General features: G+C 69.7%; 18 protein-coding genes and 1 pseudogene. 11 read left to right on the forward strand and 8 right to left on the reverse strand.

Annotated features, from left to right (window positions below):
* Positions 1–98 precede the first annotated feature (98 nt).
* The gene (locus AB0J04_RS17915) at positions 99–572 is read right to left on the reverse strand and encodes a hypothetical protein (RefSeq protein ID WP_363169411.1); all 474 of its coding nucleotides are present in this window, start codon (positions 570–572) and stop codon (positions 99–101) included.
* A gap of 52 nt (positions 573–624) precedes the next feature.
* On the opposite strand from AB0J04_RS17915, the gene AB0J04_RS17920 reads away from it, so the two are divergent.
* From AB0J04_RS17920 to thpD, 5 genes are all read left to right on the forward strand, one after another.
* Complete coding sequence (locus AB0J04_RS17920) at positions 625–1,152, forward strand: DinB family protein (RefSeq protein WP_363169412.1); 528 nt, start codon at positions 625–627, stop codon at positions 1,150–1,152.
* Positions 1,153–1,388: 236 nt separating this feature from the next.
* Positions 1,389–1,898: a diaminobutyrate acetyltransferase gene (gene ectA / locus AB0J04_RS17925; protein ID WP_363169413.1), complete on the forward strand. Its 510-nt coding sequence runs from the start codon at positions 1,389–1,391 to the stop codon at positions 1,896–1,898.
* An 84-nt stretch (positions 1,899–1,982) separates the two neighbouring features.
* Entirely contained in the window at positions 1,983–3,254 is a 1,272-nt protein-coding gene (gene ectB, locus AB0J04_RS17930; RefSeq protein WP_363169414.1) for a diaminobutyrate--2-oxoglutarate transaminase, read from the forward strand.
* A 14-nt stretch (positions 3,255–3,268) separates the two neighbouring features.
* Positions 3,269–3,673, forward strand: coding sequence for an ectoine synthase (locus AB0J04_RS17935; RefSeq protein ID WP_363169415.1), 405 nt, complete (start codon positions 3,269–3,271; stop codon positions 3,671–3,673).
* A complete protein-coding gene (gene thpD, locus AB0J04_RS17940; protein WP_363169416.1) occupies positions 3,670–4,569 on the forward strand; it encodes an ectoine hydroxylase in 900 nt (299 codons plus the stop codon). The genes AB0J04_RS17935 and thpD overlap by 4 nt, the downstream gene beginning before the upstream one ends.
* Positions 4,570–4,608: 39 nt before the next feature.
* On the opposite strand, the gene AB0J04_RS17945 is transcribed toward thpD, so the two are convergent.
* The 4 genes from AB0J04_RS17945 to AB0J04_RS17960 form a co-directional block, all read right to left on the reverse strand.
* Positions 4,609–5,661, reverse strand: coding sequence for an aminotransferase class V-fold PLP-dependent enzyme (locus tag AB0J04_RS17945; RefSeq protein WP_363169417.1), 1,053 nt, complete (start codon positions 5,659–5,661; stop codon positions 4,609–4,611).
* A 96-nt stretch (positions 5,662–5,757) separates the two neighbouring features.
* Positions 5,758–6,474 carry a DsbA family oxidoreductase gene (locus tag AB0J04_RS17950; RefSeq protein ID WP_363169418.1) on the reverse strand — a complete coding sequence of 239 codons (717 nt, stop codon included), beginning with the start codon at positions 6,472–6,474 and terminating at the stop codon, positions 5,758–5,760.
* A 157-nt stretch (positions 6,475–6,631) separates the two neighbouring features.
* Complete coding sequence (locus AB0J04_RS17955) at positions 6,632–7,240, reverse strand: DUF1349 domain-containing protein (protein WP_363169419.1); 609 nt, start codon at positions 7,238–7,240, stop codon at positions 6,632–6,634.
* A gap of 53 nt (positions 7,241–7,293) precedes the next feature.
* Positions 7,294–8,823, reverse strand: a complete 1,530-nt coding sequence (locus tag AB0J04_RS17960; RefSeq protein WP_363169420.1) for an aldehyde dehydrogenase (NADP(+)) — start codon at positions 8,821–8,823, stop codon at positions 7,294–7,296.
* Positions 8,824–8,946: 123 nt separating this feature from the next.
* On the opposite strand from AB0J04_RS17960, the gene AB0J04_RS17965 reads away from it, so the two are divergent.
* From AB0J04_RS17965 to AB0J04_RS17975, 3 genes are all read left to right on the forward strand, one after another.
* Positions 8,947–9,720: an IclR family transcriptional regulator gene (locus tag AB0J04_RS17965; RefSeq protein ID WP_363169421.1), complete on the forward strand. Its 774-nt coding sequence runs from the start codon at positions 8,947–8,949 to the stop codon at positions 9,718–9,720.
* 3 nt (positions 9,721–9,723) lie between these two features.
* Positions 9,724–10,194, forward strand: coding sequence for a GNAT family N-acetyltransferase (locus AB0J04_RS17970; RefSeq protein ID WP_363169422.1), 471 nt, complete (start codon positions 9,724–9,726; stop codon positions 10,192–10,194).
* A 98-nt stretch (positions 10,195–10,292) separates the two neighbouring features.
* Positions 10,293–11,747, forward strand: coding sequence for a penicillin-binding transpeptidase domain-containing protein (locus AB0J04_RS17975; protein ID WP_363169423.1), 1,455 nt, complete (start codon positions 10,293–10,295; stop codon positions 11,745–11,747).
* A gap of 108 nt (positions 11,748–11,855) precedes the next feature.
* Here AB0J04_RS17975 and AB0J04_RS17980 read toward each other — a convergent pair whose 3' ends face one another.
* Positions 11,856–13,256: an NCS2 family permease gene (locus tag AB0J04_RS17980; RefSeq protein ID WP_363169424.1), complete on the reverse strand. Its 1,401-nt coding sequence runs from the start codon at positions 13,254–13,256 to the stop codon at positions 11,856–11,858.
* 253 nt (positions 13,257–13,509) lie between these two features.
* Here AB0J04_RS17980 and AB0J04_RS17985 point away from each other — a divergent pair, with 253 nt between their 5' ends.
* Both AB0J04_RS17985 and AB0J04_RS17990 read left to right on the forward strand, forming a co-directional pair.
* Positions 13,510–14,073, forward strand: a complete 564-nt coding sequence (locus tag AB0J04_RS17985) for a SigE family RNA polymerase sigma factor (protein WP_363169425.1) — start codon at positions 13,510–13,512, stop codon at positions 14,071–14,073.
* Positions 14,070–14,957: a hypothetical protein gene (locus tag AB0J04_RS17990; RefSeq protein WP_363169426.1), complete on the forward strand. Its 888-nt coding sequence runs from the start codon at positions 14,070–14,072 to the stop codon at positions 14,955–14,957. The genes AB0J04_RS17985 and AB0J04_RS17990 overlap by 4 nt, the downstream gene beginning before the upstream one ends.
* Positions 14,958–15,307: 350 nt before the next feature.
* Here the strand turns inward: AB0J04_RS17990 and AB0J04_RS17995 are convergent, their stop codons facing one another.
* Positions 15,308–16,462 (reverse strand): right-handed parallel beta-helix repeat-containing protein, encoded by a 1,155-nt coding sequence (locus AB0J04_RS17995; RefSeq protein ID WP_363169428.1) that lies wholly within the window; start codon positions 16,460–16,462, stop codon positions 15,308–15,310.
* Positions 16,463–16,622: 160 nt separating this feature from the next.
* Here AB0J04_RS17995 and AB0J04_RS18000 point away from each other — a divergent pair.
* Positions 16,623–16,848: pseudogene (locus AB0J04_RS18000) on the forward strand (hypothetical protein); the annotation flags it as partial.
* On the opposite strand, the gene AB0J04_RS18005 reads toward AB0J04_RS18000, so the two are convergent.
* Positions 16,841–17,638 carry an HAD family acid phosphatase gene (locus AB0J04_RS18005; RefSeq protein WP_363169429.1) on the reverse strand — a complete coding sequence of 266 codons (798 nt, stop codon included), beginning with the start codon at positions 17,636–17,638 and terminating at the stop codon, positions 16,841–16,843. The pseudogene AB0J04_RS18000 and the gene AB0J04_RS18005 sit on opposite strands and share 8 nt — an antisense overlap.
* Between the last annotated feature and the right edge of the window lie 26 nt (positions 17,639–17,664).

Here is a 17,664-nt window from a genome sequence, read left to right on the forward strand (position 1 = left end):
GCTTCACTCGCGACGAACCGCGCGACGGCATGGACCTCACCGTGCCATCGGCACGACCAGGTCTCCACTGAACACGCGCCCGCGACCCCTCGCTTCTCCTAAAGGCTTCGATCGGAGAGGACCGAGGCGTCCACGCCCGAGGCGATGAGCCGCGCCTCCGCCCGGTTCGCGAGTCGCTTGTAGCGCGGCCAGACGGGGACTGCCGGAAACATGCCGTCCCGATGCTCGACGAACGGTGCGGCGGCGTGCTTCAACCGGCCCAGGGACGGGGCCCAGAGCTCCAGGAAGTCCTCCTCGTCCACGTATTTCTTCTCGCAGTAGTACCCGGCGACGTCCAGGGCCGCCAGGGCCCGGTTGGCGAGTTCGTAGTCGAGCGGGCCGAGGTCCTCGACCGCGCCTTGGCGACGGTAGAGGTCGAACAGCACCTTCCGCCCTCTCTGCAATTCCGGAGAGATGAGCGTTTCGTGCAGCCTCAGGAACACATCCCGTTTGTCCGTCCGTGTCGCGTAGAGAACGGCGAGGCCGCTCACGAGCAGGGCGACGAGCGAGATGACAAGCCCCGCAATCTGCATCTCCGACTCCAACCACCGGTGATCGACGCCAGTCCCGTGCCATCCTGCCCCGATGACCGCGAACACATCCCACACCCTCCCCGACGGCCGGCCCGTCCCCCTCCTGACCGGTGACGAACTTCCCATGCTGGAGAGCTGGTTGGAGTTCCATCGGAGCACGCTCGCGCTGAAGTGCGCCGGGCTGGACGACGAGCAGGTGCGGCAGGCCTCCGCCGAGCCGTCCGCGTTGACGTTGCTCGGGCTGGTGCAGCACATGGCCGAGGTCGAACGGAACTGGTTCCAGCGGGCGTTCGCCGGGCTCGACGTGCCTGCGGTCTTCGAGGAGAGAACCGGGTACGCCCTCGACGCCGGGCGGGGGCTCGACGAGGCGTTGGCCGTCTGGCGGCGGGAGATCGCTCGGGGGCGTGAGCTGATCGCCGGGCGGGGGCTGGAGGAGACCGGACGGATCGTCGACGGGGCGATGGCCGGGATCGAAGTGAGTCTGCGGTGGGTGCTGATCCACATGATCGAGGAGTACGCCCGGCACAACGGTCACGCCGACATTCTTCGTGAGCGTATCGACGGGGCCACCGGAACCTGAATTCGACAATGGGAACTCCAGGTTCTCCTGCCCCGGATTCCCTACCTTAAACAAGGGGATTTCACGGGGATTTCGAGAGGACTCCACGCCGGCGTGACGCATGGCACAAGCGATGCGATTTGTCACCTTTTGCGGCGGGCAAATAGGCACACAACCGACGCCTACCTCTCCCGCATCACGGAATCCCCACCGCCTCTCCATGCGTTATTGAATTTCCCTGGGTAAGTTCAATCCGCATGACCACCGCACCCGCAGACCTTCTTATCGACCGCCCGACCATTGCGGACGGGGCCGCGCTCTGGCGTATTGCCAAGGAATCCGGGACCCTCGATCTGAACTCGTCCTACAGCTATCTGCTGTGGTGCCGGGACTTCGCCGCCACCTCGGCGGTGGCGCGAACCGAGAGCGGCGAGCCGGTCGGGTTCGTCACCGGTTACGTACGGCCCGAGGACCCGCGCACCCTGCTGATCTGGCAGGTCGCCGTGGACGCCGCGCACCGCGGGCGCGGGCTCGCCGCCGCCCTGCTCGACGGGCTCACCGCGCGACTCGTCGCCGACCGCCCGCTCGTCACCGTCGTCGAGACCACCATCACCCCGGGCAACACCGCCTCCGAGCGGCTGTTCGCCTCGTACGCCGCCCGGCATGACGCTGCCGTCAGCCGCGAGGTGCTGTTCGGCGCTGAGCTGTTCCCGGACGGCCCGCACGACCCCGAGGTCATCTACCGGATCGGCCCTCTGTCCCGCTGAGCCGCCGCACCCCCCGCACCCCCCGCACCCCCACACCCCCACACCCCCACACCCCCACACCCCCACACCGAGGAGTGTTTCGTCGTGAGCATCACCCAGCCCGACCTCAGCGTCTTCGAGACCCTCGAGTCCGAGGTGCGCAGCTACTGCCGCGGCTGGCCCGCCGTGTTCGACCGTGCGCAGGGCAGCCGCATGTACGACGAGGACGGTCATCGGTATCTCGACTTCTTCGCCGGCGCCGGGTCTCTCAACTACGGCCACAACAACCCGGTACTCAAACGGGCGTTGATCGACTATCTGCTGCGGGACGGCGTCACGCACGGGCTCGACATGTCGACCGTCGCCAAGCGGTCGTTCCTGGAGACCTTCCAGGATCTGGTGCTGCGCCCGCGTGACCTGCCCTACAAGGTCATGTTCCCGGGCCCGACCGGCACCAACGCCGTGGAGTCCGCGCTGAAGCTGGCGCGGAAGGTGAAGGGGCGCGAGGCCATCGTGTCGTTCACCAACGCGTTCCACGGGATGTCGCTGGGCTCGCTCGCCGTGACCGGAAACGCGTTCAAGCGGGCCGGCGCCGGGATCCCGCTGGTGCACGGCACGCCCATGCCGTTCGACAACTACTTCGACGGCCGGATCCCCGACTTCCTGTGGTTCGAGCGGCTGTTGGAGGACCAGGGGTCCGGGCTCAACAAGCCCGCCGCCGTGATCGTCGAGACCGTGCAGGGCGAGGGCGGCATCAACGTGGCGCGGCCGGAGTGGCTGCGCGCGCTCAAGGAGCTGTGCGAGCGGCAGGACATGCTGCTGATCGTCGACGACATCCAGATGGGCTGCGGGCGCACCGGAGCGTTCTTCTCCTTCGAGGAGGCCGGCATCGTCCCGGACATCGTCACCGTGTCCAAGTCGATCAGCGGCTACGGACTGCCCATGTCGCTCTGCCTGTTCAAGCCGGAACTGGACGTGTGGGAGCCGGGCGAGCACAACGGCACCTTCCGCGGCAACAACCCGGCCTTCGTCACCGCCACGGCCGCTCTGGAGACGTACTGGGCCGACGGGTCCGCGATGGAGAAGCAGACCCGCGCGCGTGGCGAGCAGATCGAGCAGGGACTCATCTCGATCACCGAGGAGAACCTCGCCGACGTCAAGGAGTACCGGGGCCGCGGTCTGGTGTGGGGCCTGGAGTTCCACGAGAAGGCGCGGGCCGGGCGGGTCGCCAAGCGGGCCTTCGAACTCGGGCTGCTGATCGAGACGTCCGGTCCGGAGAGCGAGGTCGTCAAGCTGCTGCCGGCCCTGACCATCACCCCGGAGGAGCTGGACGAGGGCCTGAGCGTCGTCGCCCGGGCCGTCCGCGAGACCGTCTGACAGAAAGGGGCGTCATGATCGTCCGTTCGTTCAAGGACATCGAAGGCACCGACCGCCATGTGCGGGCGGCATCCGGCACCTGGGAGAGCAAACGCATCGTGCTGGCCCGGGAACGGGTCGGGTTCTCGCTGCACGAAACGATTCTCTACGCCGGCACCGAGACGTCGATGCGGTACGCGAACCACGTCGAGGCCGTCGTCTGCACGGCGGGCGAGGCCGAGCTGACCGACCACGAGACCGGGCGGACGCATCGCATCACGCCCGGAACCATGTACCTCCTCGACGGGCACGAGCGGCACACGCTCCGCGTCAAGGAGGACTTCCGCTGCCTCTGCGTGTTCAACCCGCCCGTGACCGGACGGGAGGACCACGACGAGAACGGCGTCTATCCCCTGCTGACCGAGCCCGAGGAGGTGTGAGCACCGTGACCACCACGCTCACCGATCTCTACCCCACCCGTGGCGCCGCCGAGGTGTCCGTCCCCCGTCAGGACCCCGTCGTCTGGGGCTCCCCCGACACTGCGGGTCCGATCCCGTCGGACGGCCTCCAGCGCTACGAGCGCGACGGCTTCCTCGCCGTCGAGAAGCTGATCAGCGACGACGAGGTGACCGTCTGCCGGCGGGAGTTGGAGCGGCTCGTCGCCGATCCGGCGATCCGGGCCGACGAGCGGTCGATCGTCGAGCCGCGGTCCAAGGAGATCCGGTCCGTCTTCGAGGTGCACAAGCTGAGCCCCGTCTTCGCCGCCCTCGCCCGCGACGAGCGGGTCGCCGGGCGGGCCCGGCAGATCCTCGGCTCGGACGTGTACGTCCACCAGTCGCGGATCAACGTCAAGCCGGGCTTCGGGGCCGGCGGCTTCTACTGGCACTCCGACTTCGAGACCTGGCACGCCGAGGACGGGCTGCCGAACATGCGGACGGTGTCCGTCTCGATCGCGCTGACCGAGAACCTCGACACCAACGGCGGGCTCATGATCATGCCGGGCTCGCACCGGACGTTCCTCGGCTGCGCCGGGGCCACCCCCGAGGACAACTACAGGAAGTCGCTGCAGATGCAGGACGCGGGCACGCCGTCGGACGAGGCGCTGACCGAGATGGCGAGCGAGTACGGCATCCGGCTCTTCACGGGCGAGGCCGGTTCGGCGACCTGGTTCGACTGCAACTGCATGCACGGGTCCGGCGACAACATCACGCCGTTCCCGCGCAGCAACGTGTTCCTCGTGTTCAACAGCGTGGAGAACACGGCCGCGGAGCCGTTCGCGGCGCCGATCCGACGGCCGGAGTTCATCGGCGCCCGGGACTTCACCCCGGTGCGCTGACCGCTTCGGGCCTTGACCCCCCGGCCGTCGGCCGGGGGGTCAGCCCGCGAGCACGTCCAGCAGGCGGTCGACGTCCGCGGGCGTGTTGTACAGGTGGAAGGCGGCGCGCAGGTTGCCCGCGCGGTGGGAGACCTCGATGCCCGCGGCGCTCAACTCGGGCTGGCGGACGCCGAGTCCGGGCACGGAGACGATCGCCGAGCCGGGGGCGGGCACCGGTGCGTGGCCGAGGCCCGCCAGGCCCGTGCGGAATCGGTCGGCGAGGGCGAGGTCGTGGGCGTGGACGGCGGCCACGCCGAGTTCCTCGATGAGGTCGAGGGAGCGCCGCAGACCGGCGTACGTGAACAGGGCGTGGCTGAGGTCGAACCGCCGGGCGGAGTGGGCGAGTTCGGCGACGGGGCCGTAACAGCTGTCCCACGGCTCCTCCCCCGCGACCCAGCCCGCCAGCACCGGCGTCAGCCCGCCGAAGTCCTCCGGGACGACGAGGAACGCCGCTCCGTGCGGGCCGAGCAGCCACTTGAAGGAGACCGAGGCGGTGTAGTCGTACGCGTCGGCGTCCATCGGCAGCCAGCCTGCGGCCTGGGAGAAGTCGACGTAGGTGCGGGCCCCGTGCGCGTGGGCCGCCTCGCGCAGCGCGGGCAGATCGGCGATTCGGCCGTCGGCGGACTGGGCCGCGCTGACGGCGACCAGCGCGGTGCCGGGCCGCACCGACTCGGCGATCCGTTCCAGCGGGACGGCGCGGACCTTGAGGTCGCCGCGGACGTGGAACGGGTTCAGCACGGAGGTGAAGTCGTCCTCGGCGGTGAGGACTTCCGCGCCCGCGGGGAGCGAGGCGGCGATCAGACCTGTGTGCGCGGCGACCGAGGCGCCGAGCGCGACCCGGTCGGCCGGAACGCCGGCCAGCCGGGCGTACGCGGCCCGGCAGGCCTCCACGTCCTCGTACAGCGGAGTCAGCGGCCGGCCCTCGGCCCGCAGCAGCGCCGCCGTGTGCAGCGCGGCGACGGTGCGGGCCGGCAGCAGGCCGTTGCTCGCGGTGTTCAGATACGTGTGCTTCGGGGCGAACTCGGCGCGGACGAGGGTCTCGAAGGTCTCCATGGCTCCACTCTGCGGCCGGGAGAAGTCTCAGTCCATTGCGAATTCTTACGCAAAACCCCTAAGCAACGCTTATAATTCCGCTCCCACCTGCGCGTCTCAGTGCTGGGGCACGGCACAGCCGTCCGGGCCGCAGGCCTCCGCGCCGCCGTCGTCGAGCAGCTTCAGCGGGGAGCGGTCGCCCCAGGCCTGGGTCAGGGCCTGGGTGAAGACCTCGGCGGGCTGGGCGCCGGAGATGCCGTAGGCGCGGTCCAGGACGAAGAAGGGCACCCCGTTCGCACCGAGCTGGGCGGCCTCGCGCTCGTCGGCGCGGACCTCGTCGGCGTAGGCGGTCGGGTCGGCGAGCACCTTGCGGGCGGCCTCGGCGTCGAGACCGGCCTCGACGGCCAGCTCCACGAGCCGCTCGTCGCCCTCGGAGAAGACGGACCGCTCCTCGGCGAAGTTCGCCCGGTAGAGGATCTGGATCAGCTCGTCCTGGCGGCCCTGCTCCTTGGCGAGGTGCAGCAGCCGGTGCATGTCGAAGGTGTTGCCGTGGTCGCGGTCCCGGGTGCGGTAGTCGAGGCCGATGGCCGCGGCCTGGGCGCCCAGGTTCTCCTCGCCGGCCCGCGCCTGCGCCTCGCTCATGCCGTACTTCTTGGTGAGCATCTTGATCACGGGCTGGACATCGCCCTTGGCACGGCCGGGGTCCAGCTCGAAGGAGCGGTGCACCACCTCGACCTGGTCGCGGTGCGGGAAGGCCTCGAGCGCCTGCTCGAAGCGGGCCTTGCCCACGTAGCACCAGGGGCAGGCGATATCGCTCCAGATCTCGACGCGCATCTCTCGGCTCTCTTCAGGTCGGGTGACGGATGTATCGGGTGACTGATGTATCGGATCACCGGTTATATCGGGGTGACCGATATTTGGGTGAACCTTCAATCAGCTCGTTTCATTCCCGCCGTCTCCCCGCGCCGAGCCGCGCTCGGCCGAGCCGCGCTCAGCTGCCGTCCCTCAGGTCGTCCGGCCAGTCGGTGCGGAACTCGAGGTGGTCGTAGGTCACGACGCACCCCTCCCCCATCGGCGACTGCGTCATGAAGCCGACCAGCGCCGCGCCGGTCTCCTTCTCCTCACCGAGCGTGAACAGCCGGACGAAGGTCCAGCGCTTGCCGTCCCGGGAGGCGTGGAAGGCGAAGGCACGACCGGTCCGGCTCACCCGCAGCCAGACCGAACTCCCCTCCACGGTGAAGGAGTTGGCGTCGTCGGAGTGCCCCCGGGTGACCACCGTGCAGACGGTCGCCACATCCGGGGAGTACTCCAGACACAGCTTGGCCCAGGCCCGCTCGCCGACCTGGACGTACAACGCGCCCGCGTCGAACGCCCAGTTGAACCCCACGGTGACGCGGGCGATCAACTGGAAGTCCCCCTCGGGCGCGCCCAGCAGCCGGGGCGCGTCGGCGGCGGGGTCCAAAGCCTCCCCGGTGGGCGGCACGAACCGGTCCTGCCGAGCCCCGGCCCACCCGGTCAACACCCCGCCCTCATGAGACCAGTGCCCGTCGGGCCCATAGGTACGAAGAGGGAAAGGCAGTTCGGGCAGTGTGACGTCCATGCACTGATTATCCAGACGGAGGACGGACCCCCCAACGGCGCACCCGCGGAGCGCTACCGCTCCAAGCGCCCGTTGAACCGCCGCGGCAGCCCCAGCTCGTTCTCGTCCCGAAGCTCGACCGGCAGCAGCGCCGCAGGCGTGTTCTGGTAAGCCACGGGCCGCAGCCACCGCTCGATGGCCGTCCCGCCCACGGAGGTGGACGTGGACGTCGTCGCCGGGTACGGACCGCCGTGGTGCTGCGCGGGGGCCACCGCGACGCCCGTCGGCCATCCGTTCACGAGAACGCGCCCCGCCAGCGGGGTGAGCTCCGCGAGGATCTCCACGCCGCGCCCCTCTCCGGCGGCCTCCCCCTCGGACAGCTGAACCGTCGCCGTGAGGTTGCCCGGCAGCCGCGACAGCACGGCCCTGACCTCACCCTCGTCCTCGTAGCGGGCCACGACGGTGACCGGCCCGAAGCACTCCTCGAGGAGGAGATCATGCGCGCCCTCGGCGGCGAGCCGGGCCGCGGGCACGGTCAGGAACCCCGCGCTGACGGTGTGCTCGCCGCCCGCGCCGGGCGTGACCGGCGACTCCACGTCGGCCAGCTCCGCGCGCTCGGCGACCCCGGCGATGAAGTTGTCCCGCATCCGGTGGTCGAGGAGCACGCCCGCGTCGGTGTCGCTGACCGCGTCCGTCAGCGACTTGACCAGCCCGTCGCCGGCCGCGCCGGAGGGCACGAGCACCAGGCCCGGCTTGACGCAGAACTGGCCGACGCCCATCGTCATGGACCCGGCGAGTCCGGCGCCGATGTCCTCGGCGCGCTCGACCGCGGCCGCCTCCGTCACCACGACGGGGTTCAGCGACCCCAGCTCGCCGTGGAACGGGATCGGGACCGGGCGGGCCGCCGCCGCGTCGAACAGCGCGCGGCCGCCCCGGATGGAACCGGTGAAGCCGGCCGCGGCGACCAGCGGGTGCTTGATCAGTTCGACGCCGGCCTCGAAGCCGTGCACCAGACCGAGCACGCTCTCCGGGATGCCGTGCTCGGCGGCGGCGGTGCGCACCACCTTGGCGACCAGCTCGGACAGCGCCGGGTGGTCGGGGTGCGACTTGACGACGACCGGGTTGCCGGCCGCGAGCGCGCTCGCGGTGTCGCCGCCCACGACGGAGAAGGCGAAGGGGAAGTTGGACGCCGAGTACACGGCGACCACGCCGAGCGGCACCTTGTAGCGGCGCAGGTCGGGGATGGGCGGGGTGGCGGCCCCGTCGGGGTGGTTGATGACGACGTCGAGGAAGGCGCCCTCGTCGACGATGTCGGCGAACGCGCGCAGCTGGTAGCAGGTGCGGGCGAGCTCGCCGGTCAGCCGGACCGGGCCGAGCGCGGTCTCGGCGTCGGCCACCTCGACGAGCGTGTCCTTGGCCGTCTGGAGCCGGTCGGCGGCGGAGCGCAGGAACGCGGCGCGGACGGTGCGGTCGGCGAGCGAGGCGCGCGCGTCGTGCGCGGCGCGGACGACGGTGTCGACCTCCTGGGCCGTTGCCTCCACCGCAACCTGTTCACGCTGCTTCCCGGTTCGGGGGTCGACACTCCAGACTGGTGCTGCTGCCACCGCGGGTCCCTCCACGTTTGGTACTGGCTCATTCACCAGGGTCGTTCGATATGCTGAACGCTGTCTCTGATGATGAATATGCTGTCGGAGCGTATTTCCCGTCGAACGAAGGGGTCAAGGGCGATGTCGGCTGGCGAGACGGGGGGCGGAGCACAGGTCAAGTCCGCGGTGCGGACGGTTGAGCTGCTGGAATACTTCGCCGGCCGCCCCGGAATGCATTCCCTCGCGTCGGTCCAGGAGGCCGTCGGATATCCGAAGTCCAGTCTCTACATGTTGCTGCGCACGCTCGTGGAGCTCGGCTGGGTCGAGACGGACGCGACGGGCACGCGGTACGGCATCGGCGTACGGGCGCTGCTCGTCGGCACGTCGTACATCGACGGCGACGAGGTGGTCGCGGCGGCCCGGCCGACGCTGGACCGGCTCTCGGACGACACCACCGAGACCATCCACCTGGCGCGGCTCGACGGCACGAACGTCGTCTACCTCGCGACCCGCCAGTCCCAGCACTATCTGCGTCCCTTCACCCGGGTCGGCCGCCGGCTCCCCGCGCACTCCACCTCCCTCGGCAAGGCGCTGCTGAGCACGTATCCCGACGAGCAGGTCCGCAAGCTGCTCCCGGAGACGCTGCCGGCACTGACCGAGCATACGATCACCGACCGGGAGGCACTCATCGAGGAGCTGCGCCAGGTCCGTGAGCAGGGCTTCGCGGTGGACCGCGAGGAGAACACCCTGGGCCTGCGCTGCTTCGGCGTGGCGATCCCCTACCGCACCCCGGCCCGGGACGCGATCAGCTGCTCGGTGCCGGTCGCGCGGCTCACTCCGGCGCACGAACAGATGGTGAAGGACGCGTTGTTCGACGCGCGCGACCGGCTGACACTGGCGACCCGTAGGCTCTGAGGCATGCTGATCGATCTGCGCCGAGTACACGACAGCGACCTGCCGGTCTTCTACCGTCAGCAAAACGACCCCGAGGCCCTGCGGATGGCCGCCTTCACCCCGCAGGACCCGGCCGACCGGGATGCCTTCGACGCCCACTGGGAGAAGATCCGCGCCTCGTCCGCCGTGCTGCGCACGATCCTGGCCGACGGCGACGTCGTCGGCAGCACGGCGGTGTACGGGGAGCCGGGCGAGCGCGAGGTGACGTACTGGGTGGACCGGGCGTACTGGGGCCAGGGCATCGCCACGGCGGCGCTGTCGGCCCTGCTCTCCGAGGTCCCGGAGCGTCCGCTGTTCGCGCGGGCGGCCGCCGACAACGCCGGTTCGCTGCGCGTCCTGGAGAAGTGCGGCTTCCGCGCCACCGCCCGGGCCGCCGGGTACGCGAACGCGCGCGGCGCGGAGATCGAGGAGATCGTGCTGCGCCTGGAGAGCTGAACCGACCGCAGACGCCTCCGACGGCCAGATGAACGGACGATGAGAAAAACGGGCGGGCGGGAACGAACCGTTCCCGCCCGTTCGTCTTTCTGTTCGCCATGAACAAGACGATCAGGCGCGCCTCGGTCTTCGCGCTGCTGCTGGTGTTCACCCTGCTGCTCCGGGCGACCTGGGTGCAGTTCTACGAGGCACAGGCGCTCGCGGACGACACAGACAACCGGCGCAACGCCATCGAGACGTACTCGGAGCCGCTCGGGAACATCATCGTGGCCGGAAAGGCGATCACCGGCTCGGCCGCCACGACCAGCGGCGACCTCAGATACAAGCGCACGTACACGGACGGCGAGCTGTACGCGGCGGTGACGGGCTACGCCTCGCAGTCCTACGCCCCCACCCAGCTGGAGGGCATCTACGCGGACCTCCTCAACGGCACGGACACCCGGCTGAAGACCGTGCTGGACACGGTCACGGACAAGCGGGCCGACCCGGGCAACGTGATCACGACGATCGATCCGGCCGTGCAGAAGGCCGCGTACGACGCGCTCGGGGACAAGAAGGGCGCGGCCGTCGCGATCGACCCGACGACCGGCGAGATCCTCGCGGTCGTGTCGACCCCGTCGTACAACCCCTCGTCGCTGACCGACGCCAACACCGCCGGGACGGCGTGGAAGTCGCTGAACGCGGACTCCGACAAACCGCTCACCAACCGGGCGCTGCGCCAGCCGCTGGCCCCGGGCTCGACGTTCAAGCTGGTGGTGGCGGCCGCCGCGCTGGAGGACGGGCTGTACTCGTCGGTGGACGAGAAGACCGACAGCGAGGACCCGTACACCCTGCCAGGCACGCGGACGGTGCTGGCGAACGAGAACACGTCCGCGCCCTGCGAGAACGCCACGATCCGGGTCGCGCTCCAGTACTCCTGCAACAACGTGTTCGCGCACATGGCCGTCGAGCTCGGGCAGGACAAACTCAGGGCGATGGCCGAGAAGTTCGGCTTCAACGACAAGAGCCAGGACGTGCCGGTACGGGCGTACCCGAGCGTGTACCCGTCCGACATGGACGAGTCGTCCACCGCCCTGACCGGCATCGGCCAGTTCGACGTGACGGCGACCCCGTTGCAGATGGCGATGGTGTCGGCCGCCATAGCCAACGGCGGCAAGCTGGTCTCGCCGCACATGGTCTCGCAGATCACCAACGGCAGCGGCGATGTCCTGACGGACTACGACGACGACGCGACGAGCACGCAGATCGTCAGCTCCTCCACCGCCGAGCAGTTGCAGTCGGCGATGCAGACGGTCGTCGAGAAGGGCACGGGCACGAACGCGATCATCGGCGGCGTCACCGTCGGCGGCAAGACGGGCACGGCCCAGAACGGCGAGAACAACAGCAAGGCGCCGTACGCCTGGTTCACGTCCTACGGGAAGTCCGACACCTCCGACAAGCAGGTCGCCGTGGCGGTGGTGGTCGAGCAGTCGGACGCGGCCCGCTCCGAGGTGAGCGGCAACGGCCTGGCGGCCCCGGTGGCGAAGGCGATGATGCAAGCAGCGCTCAAGTGACCCCCTGGGGCGCACTCCCCAGGGGTGCGGGGCTGTATCACTGTGCGGCTCCGCCGCGTGGGCGCGACCGGCCACGGCCAACCTCAGCCGGTCGCGCCGCGAGACGTACTACTTCACGCCGAGCACCTGCTCGATCGGATCGATGCCGAAGTACACCAGGAACAGCGCCGAGGCCCCCCACAACAGCCAGTGCACGTCCTTCGCCTTGCCGAGCACCGTCTGGATGAGCACGTACGCGACGAAGCCCGCGCCGATGCCGTTGGTGATCGAGTACGTGAACGGCATCACGGCGATGGTCAGGAACGCCGGGATGGCGATCTCGTACTTGTCCCAGTCGATGTTCTTGACCTGGGTCATCATCAGGAAGCCGACGGTGACCAGGGCCGGGGCGGCCGCCTGGAGCGGGACGATGGTGAGGACCGGGGTCAGGAACAGGGCGAGGGCGAACAGGCCGCCGGTGACCAGGTTGGAGAACCCGGTGCGCGACCCTTCACCGACGCCGGCCGCCGACTCGATGTAGGAGGTCGCCGAGGACGAGGAGGCCGCGCCGCCCGCGACCGCCGCCGCGCCGTCGATGAGCAGCACACGGCCGAGCTGGGGCACCTGCCCCTTGTCGTCGAGGAGTCCGGCCTCCGCGCTGATGCCGACGACGGTGCCCATGGTGTCGAAGAAGTCGGACAGCACGAGCGTGAAGATCAGCAGGACGACGGTGACGGCGCCGGTCTCGCTGAACGCGCCGAACAGGCTGAAGTGGCCGAGGAGCCCGAAGTCCGGGGTGTCGACGATCTTGTCCGGCCAGGACGGCGTCGTCAGGCCCCAGGCCTTGATGTCGGCGATCGAGTTGATGACGATCGCGAGCACCGTCATGGTGACGATGCTGATCAGGATCGCGCCCTTGACCTTGCGGGCGAGCAGTCCGACGGTCAGCAGCACGCCGAGGCAGAAGACCAGGACCGGCCAGCCCGAGAGGGTGCCGGTGCCGCCGAGCTGCACGGGGACGGTCGTGCCGGCGATGTCGGGGATGCGGGTGACGAACCCGGCGTCCACGAAGCCGATGAAGGCGATGAACAGGCCGATGCCGACGCTGATCGCCTGCTTCAGCGGCTGCGGGATGGCGTGCATGACGGCCTCGCGCAGACCGGTCATCACCAGCACGCAGATCAGCAGGCCCTCCAGCACGACGAGGCCCATCGCGTCGTCCCAGCTCATCAGCGGGGCGATCTGGAAGGCGACGACCGCGTTGAGGCCGAGGCCGGCGGCGAGCGCGAGGGGCAGGTTGCCGGCGACGCCCATGATGATCGTCATGACCGCGGCCACCAGGGCGGTGGCCGTGGTGAGTTGGACGGCGTCGAGCTGGTGCCCGAACTTGTCCTTCGCGCTGCCCAGGATGATGGGGTTCAGGACAAGGATGTAGGCCATGGTGAAGAACGTGGCGAAGCCGCCGCGTATCTCCCGGCCGAAGGTGGACCCCCGCTCGGAGACCCTGAAGAACCGGTCGACGCTGTTCACGTGCAACTCCTTGCTGCCTGAATGATCGGTGCGGATGCTGGCTGGATTGTTCCCTTGTTGAACCGTGCTCAGGTTTTCGCCGTGTTACGGAATCGGGCCCCCGCGCAGCTCCCTGCGGCCACTTGACGCTCGAACCCCCGTACCAATCCGGGAGTTGGATCACTGCTACGCTTCCGGATCTCCCCCGACTCCTCCCCGGGAAGTCCGCAGGTCATCCATATGACATGCACAGTCACGCGAGAAGAGGTCACCCGTGGGCACAGTCGTCGACGACGCCGCCTCGGTGGAATTCCATGCCTTCTTCGACCGCCACTACGCCGAACTGTCCCGGCTCGCCCACCTGCTGACCGGTGAGGCCGACGCCGCCGACGACCTGGCGGCGGACGCGCTCCTCGCGCTGTGGAACCGCTGGGACCGGGTCCGGGCGGCCGACCACCCGGTGGCGTACGCCCGCGGCGTCGTCGCCAACCTCGCCCGCACCCGCATCCGCAGCGCCGTCCGTGAGCGCCGCAGGATCGCGCTGTTCTGGTCGCAGCGCGAGGAGAAGACGGAGAACCCCGACGTCGCGGGCGTGGTGGACGTGCAGTCCGCGCTGCGTAGACTTCCGTTCCGCAAACGGGCCTGTGTGGTGCTCCGGCATGCCTTCGACCTCTCGGAGAAGGACACCGCGCTCGCCCTGGGGGTCTCGGTGGGTACGGTGAAGAGCCAGACCTCGAAGGGGATGGCCGAGTTGCAGAAGCTGCTCGGCGCCAAGGGAACTCCGCTCACGGTGCCTGCGATGGCGCGCACCGGTCAGACCGGAGGAAGGGACCGATGACGATGCAGCGGGACGTGCACGACGAACTGCGCGCCCGGCTGCACGAGGCGGCCGAGGCGCACGAGCCCGACCGGGCGCGCATCCTGGCGCGGGTCGAGCGCGGCATGGCGGGACAGACACAGGGGCAGGAGCGGTTCGACCACGATCACCGGGCGACCCGCCCGGCCCTGTGGGGCTGGACGCGGATCGTCGGCGCCACGGCGGCGGTCGCGGGCATGCTGGCGATCGGCGGCTACGCGGTCGCGTCCGCCGTGAAGGGTGACAGCACTCCGGCGCAGCAGACGGTCTCCGTCTCCTCGCCGCCGGTCGAGTCCCCGGACGCGACGAGCCGCCCGCCCTCCTCCCCGAAGGCCACGCCGAGCGCCGGCACCGGCGGGCAGGACCCGGTGCGGCCGAGCACCTCCGCGCCGAAGAGCCCCCGGGCGACGCCCTCCGCGCCCGCGGTCGCGATGCTGCCGGGCACGAGCGACGTGCAGGACGGCCCCCTGTGGTCGGACGGCTCGGTCGACCCGCACAGCAACGACTTCTGGGCGCAGAGCAACATCACGCTGAGGTCGTCCGAGGTGCTCACCGAGCTCACCGTGCAGTTGAAGGTCGCGCAGACCGGCGGCGTCTCGTCGGCGGGCGCCTGGCGCTCGCTGCCCGAGGACGACTTCACGTTCACGGTCGCCGAGCGGGACGGCTTCCTGGTCTACACATGGGTCCTCAAGGACGGCCGTACGGTCCCCGTCGGCGAGTGGGTGTTCGCCGGGCAGTACGACCACGACCGCGGCGGCCGCGACGCGAAGGACGACACCTACGCGGTCACCGGCACGTCGGACAAGCAACAGGGCTCCGTGGGCGGCGACTTCGCCTCCCACGAGAGCGACGAGGGCGACTCCTAGAGAAACTTCTGAAACGGCGGCAACTCTTTCCTCACCGGTGACGACCACAAGGCGTACGACACCCCCACGCACTTGAGGCATCGGCGTTCAGGCAGTCGAACATTCACGTACAACGTCCCGGCCACCGCCTGGAAGACGGACGCGGCCCAGTACAACGTCCTCGAGCTCAACATCGTGAGCGGCCAGACCGGCACCGCGTACCTGAGCCCGGGCACATCGTTCGACTGCATGGACCTTTTGGCATGACGGGCTCGGCATGCGCGCCCTCAGGGGCGCGGGGCTGTGTCGACGTGCTGCTCCGCCGCGTGTGCGCGACCAGCCACCCACAACCCGCGCCCCGAACCCGACGATCAGTTCATGGTGGACCCGATGGTCGTGGACCCGGTGGTCAGAAACGCCGTCGCCGGGAGCGCACCGCCCGCCTGCCGCGCGGCATACGCACTGCTCGCGTCCGTCGACCTGAACGCCGGCGTGGACACCCCGCCGTCCCAGTTGTTCGCCGCGGAGACCGCCGCCGACCCCGTCTTCGACAGCCCGCCCTTGTTGCCGACCGCGAGATTCCGGGCCAGCCGGGCCTTGCCCGTGGCGAAGTAGAAACCCGTCTCCGCGTTCGCGTACGCCGTGTTGCGGTTGAGGACGATCGCCCCGGTGTTGGAGTTCTCGGTGAACCCGTTCAACGTGTTGTCCCAGGCCGCGTTGTTGTTGACGACGTGCGCCACCGCGACGCCCCCGCCGCCGAGCTTGAAGCCGTTGCCGTTCCCCTCGAACGCGCTGTCGCTCCACCGGTTCTTGCCGTTGCCGAAGGCCCACGAGTGGTCGATGGTGACCGCGGTGGAGAACTGCCAGAGGTCGAGCCCGTCGTCCGAGTTGTTGTAGAGGCGCGCGCCGGTGATCCGGTTGCCGGTCCCCGAGCCGAACTTGACGGCGATGCCGTCGGCGTTCTGTCCGTGCCCGGCCGCGTCGTAGTTGCCGTAGCTGTCCAGGTTCTGCACGAGGTTGTTCACCGTGTTGTCGCCGCGGAGCGTGAACCCGGAGTCCCCGTTGTTCGCGGTGACCAGGTTCTTGAAGATGCCGCCGGTGGAAGAGGTGACGACGAACCCTTGTGCCGGGGAGGACTGGAAGGTGAGGTTCTGGACGGTCCAGTAGCTGCCGTAGACGCCGGCGAGCCAGGAGCCGGCGGGCAGCTTGGAACCGTCGATCTTCACCTTCTCGCTGCCGTAGGCCTGGAGCGTGATGCGGGCCGAACCGGTGCCGCTGGCCGTCGACTTGAGGGTGGCCGTCGGGTAGTAGGTGCCGGCGCGGACCTGGATGACGGTGCCGGCCGTCGCGTTCTTCACGGCCGACTCGAGCTGCGCGGTGGTGGACACCGTGACCGTCGACGAGGCGGCCTGCGCGTCGCCGTCGGACAGACCGAGGTAGACGCCGCCCGCCCCCGCGGAGACGGCCACCGCGGCGGCGATCGAGAGCGTGCGCGTTCTGCGGTGGCGTCCGGTGCTCAAACGCACGGGGCGTTCCTTTCGCTGAGGCTGATGGGAGGAAACGGGCCGGAGTGGCCGCCCCGGCCCGTTTCTGCACACCAGTCGCCGCCATGCCGGGAAAGGGTTGCCGCGTCCGGGCGAAAGAGATCGAAACTTTCGCTCCCCTCCCGCCCCACTCCCACCGATCGAGGACTACCACGTGGCCTACGCGACGGGACCGTCCCCGCTCGGCCCGTGGACCGAGCGGGGACGATCCTGTCGCGTTGAACGGCCCCGGCAGGCCGGGCGGCGACGGGACGCACCGCGAGACGACCGTCGACCGGCTGAGGTTCGCCGCGGACGGCGACATCCTGCCGGTCGTGCCGACCCTGGAGTCGATCAGGCCCGCGCGATCGACTCGGAGCGTCAGCTGACGAAGTACGTCGGGTTCGGCAGCTTGTACTTCTGGTCGGCGTAGCCGCCCTCGAGGTCGGAGTACTGGTCGCCGAAGTTGGCGATGATGTCGTACCCGAGGTCGTCCTCGATGTGCTTGCGGGTGCCGGACTTGTACTGGACGGTCGTGCAGGTCCAGGTGCCCGGGGTGGCGCAGGCGCTCAGGTAGGACGGCGGGTTCGCCGCGTTCTTGAGGAACATGTGGTCGGCGTCGAGATTGACGTCGGCGCCGACCTTCTTCAGGTTGTCGACCGCGGCCGACCGCTGCGCCTCGCCGAGGCCCGAGTTGTAGAACACCTCGACGCCCTTGTTCTCGGCGTACCGCACCAGCTCGGGGCTGCCGAACACCGCCGGGCGGTCGGCCTTGTTCACGTACGCCGCCCAAGTGGCGGAGTTGTACGTGTAGTTGTACCGCTTCTCGTAGTCGAGGCTGAGCAGCAGCGTGTCGTCGATGTCGAAGACGACCGCGGGCCGGTGGCCCTTCCTGACCGCCTTGCGGGCGGCCTGGTCGATGTACTTCCTCGCGGCCTTGTCGATGCTCGCGAGGTCCTTGGCGTACGGGCTGGTCGGCGACGCCTGGTAGACGCCGTTCGCGTCCGCCGTGGTCCCGTAGTAGGTGTCGATGTCCTTCACCAGGAGCCCGATGTTGTAGGGCTCGTGGGTGGAGTTGGCCGTGGACTGGCCGGCCGTCGCCGCGCCGGCGCCGTAGAAGGCGGCGCCGGCGACGGCGCAGGCCGCGGCGACGGCCGCGATACGCAGTGGCTTATGCATGACACGTTTTCTACGCGCGTCACCCG

Source organism: Streptomyces sp. NPDC050263 (assembly GCF_040655955.1).
In the GTDB taxonomy this organism is placed as follows: domain Bacteria; phylum Actinomycetota; class Actinomycetes; order Streptomycetales; family Streptomycetaceae; genus Streptomyces.